At 67.8% G+C, this 2,570-nt stretch carries 1 protein-coding gene; it reads right to left on the bottom strand.

Annotated elements, in window-relative coordinates:
- On the bottom strand, nucleotides 1-2,570 hold a 2,570-nt coding region (locus AC1Q7O_RS27510; RefSeq protein WP_492662781.1), incomplete at both ends, for a hypothetical protein.

The raw sequence follows: 2,570 nt of genomic DNA, 5'->3' as shown, positions 1-2,570 counted from the left end.
GAGCGTGAACACAGCGTCTGTACCAGGCGCAGCCGACAGGCTGGCGAGTGTGGGCACGATCTGCAGGCGGATGCCGGTGCTGGCGTCCGAGCCCGTGTTGACGACACGGATGTCCCCCGTCGACGCAAGATTGGGCACGGTGACCTGCAGCCGGGTACCGGCGGCGTTGACGACGTTGGGTCGCACGGCGACGGTGCTGGTGTTGCCGCTGGCGTCACGGGTGTTGAACAGCACCTGCGTGTTGGCACCGAAGTTGGTGCCCACGAGCTCGATGACCTGGCCGACATTGGCAGCGGCCTGTGCCGCATTGGCGGCGTTGCCCTGCAGCTGCGTGGCCAGCACCTGAGTGAGCGTAGCGGCCTTGATGCCCACATCGACGGCGCCCAGGTCGAGCTTGTAGATCAGGCCCTGGTTGGTGGACGCGCGCAGCGTGCCGTCGGCAGCGAACGCCAGGCCCGAGACGTTGGGCAGACCCTGGGCGGAGAAGTCCACGCGACGCAGCTCGACCCCGGTGCGGCTGATCTTGACCAGCTGCGCCGCGGCGCTGGAAGAGCCGATCCAGAAGTTGCCGTCGGTCGGGTCGATGGCCATGCCGGCCCAGCTCTGCACGTTGACGGGCAGGGCGAAGCGGGCGATCTCGACGCCGTTGGCCGGGTTGAGCTCGACGAGCTGGTTGAGGTTGTGCGAGAGCGCGAAGAGATGGCCGGTGGCGGCGTCGAAGACGCCAGCCGTGAAGGCGTAGCCCGTGGGGATGGCCTGTCGCTTGATGACGCTGCCGGTGGCAAGGTCGATGGCGGTGACGCTGTTGGAGTTGCCCTGGAAGAGCAGCAGGCTGCCGGCGGGCACGGTGGTGCCGCCCAGCGTCATGGACTGAGACAGGATCTGCAGCCCGGTGTAGTTGCTGCCGGACTGTGAGCCGAAGGCGGCGGTCAGCGTGAGGGTCTGCAGGACCGTGCCGGTGGCGGGATCCAGGCGCAGCAGGTGGCCGGGGTTGGTGGTGTCGCTGGCCCACAGGGCGCCGGACACCGGATCGATGGCGACATCGCCGAGCTGGCCGGTGCTGGCCGTGTCGGAGCCGGCGCGCAATGCGTTGAGTGCAAGAGGGGCAGACGTGCCACCGGCCGTGGTGATGGTGGCCGAGCCCATGCCGAAGCGCGGCAGGAGCGTCGAGTTCAGCGTGGCCAGGCCGCTGTTGAAAGAGCGCTCCAGCGCGGCGTCGTAGTAGTTGGAGATGTCGACGCCAGCGTTGATGGCCGTGTCAGCAAGAGATGCCCCGGGCATCGAGAACGTTGAGGCACCCTCGACGAAGCCGGCGCCATAGAGCGCACCATTGGCGTCGATGCGGCGCAGCACGGGGACGATCTGCAGCAGCGGCTGGGTGGCGGAGCCAAAGAGCTGGAGCTGGAACGCGCCGTTGGCGTCGTCGGGAACGATGAGCGTGGCGCGGGTGCCGTCGGTGGAGGCGGCCACCGGGCGCAGGATGCGCATGCTGGGGTTACCGTTGTAGTCGACAGTGCGCAGCAGCACATCGGTGTCGGTGGTGAGACCCGTGCCGACGAGGGTGACGGCCTGGCCGGGGTTGGCTGAGGCCAGTGCGGCATCAGCGGGCGTGCCGGACAGCGCAGTGGACTGGATGCTGGTGAGGCTCAGCGAGAAGGAAGAGCTGGTGCCCCCGGCCGTCTTGATGGAGATCGGGCCGAACACGCCGCTGGACAGAGGCACGGTCAGCGTCACCTGGCCGTTGAAGTACTGGCCCAGGCCGGGGTCGTAGACCTGCTGGACATCAGGGCCGCTGTTGGCGCCGGCATCCACGATGAGCACGCCTGACGCACCGCTGCCGAAGCGGTACTCGGAGTTGCCTCCCTCCACAAAGCCGCTGCCCTTGATCACCACGACGGCAGTGCTGCCGTCGCCGGCTACCGACTGCACCTGCACGTCCGTGATCACCGGGACGATCTGCAACGGCAGGCTGATGCCGTTGCTGTCGCCCACGACGCGGACACTTCCGCTCACGGCATTCAGGGGCACGATGACCTTGGCCTGGCGGCCATCTGCGCTGACCACGGTCGGACTCACGATGAGCTCGCCGCGGTTGCCGCCTTGATCGACGGTCTCGAAGACCACGTCGGTGGTGGAGTCGAACAACTGACCGCTGAGCGTCAGAACTTGGCCGACATTCGCTGAAGACTGCGCGCTGTCGACGGGTGCGCCCTGAGTTGCTGAGACGCTGATGCCGGTCAGCGTCAGCCCGAACATGGCGCTGGTCCCGCCCGCGGTGCGGACCCTGATCGGACCGGACGGCACGCCTGGCGGGACGCTGAAGTTCAGCGTCGCGTTGCTCGCCGAAACGTCCAGGCCGTAGCTGCGGCCTCGATCCACCACTTGCGCGCCGCCCAAGAGCACCGTGCTGGAACCTTCGGCGAAGCCGCTGCCCGTCAGGTAAACGCTGCCACCGACGAAGGTGCTGCTGTTGTTGTTGACGTCTGTGATCACCGGCACGATCTGCAGGAAGGAACCCACGACGTCGCGAGCCAGGCGCACCCGGCCGGTGGTGGCGTTCACGGGGACGA

It is taken from the genome of Roseateles sp. GW823-FHT07B05, from assembly GCF_058794515.1.
The sequence above is the reverse complement of the archived record's forward strand: the minus strand, read 5'-3'. Positions and strand labels throughout refer to the sequence as shown.